We start from the raw sequence: 440 nt of genomic DNA, 5'->3' as shown, positions 1-440 counted from the left end.
GGCAGCTACCTGCCCTATTAAAGGTAAGCCAAGATTATCCACCAAAGTGGCATCTTCTTGAATGAGGCGAATACCACGCGACATACCCGGCATCATTTCGATCATGCCTTTTTTCGCTAAAGCCTTTAAATGCTCTTCCGCTGCATTCGCAGAACGGAACCCTAAGCGCTGTGCTATTTCAGCACGCGTTGGTGGCATACCTGTTGCTTCAATATTCGTGCGAATCATATCGAGAATTTGTTGCTGTCTTGGCGTTAACGGTCGCATATCATCACCTGTTTATTCATACAGTACACTGTTAGTATATACAGTAATGTATACAGTGCAACTTTTTTTGCACAATTTTTGCCAGAGCAGCAACAGCGAATTAAAAATGATATTCTATGTGCAATATATGGGTTGCTTGTTTAGCTGCCGGAGTAGAAATGAGAACAACATCG

At 42.7% G+C, this 440-nt stretch carries 1 pseudogene; it reads right to left on the bottom strand.

Going from position 1 to position 440, the window contains the following annotated elements:
• Nucleotides 1–267, bottom strand: a pseudogene (locus VT06_RS17375) (winged helix DNA-binding protein); the annotation flags it as partial.
• Nucleotides 268–440 lie beyond the last annotated feature (173 nt).

This window comes from Arsukibacterium sp. MJ3, from assembly GCF_000987765.1.
In the GTDB taxonomy this organism is placed as follows: Bacteria; Pseudomonadota; Gammaproteobacteria; order Enterobacterales; family Alteromonadaceae; genus Alishewanella.
This window is presented reverse-complemented; position numbering and strand designations above follow the sequence as displayed.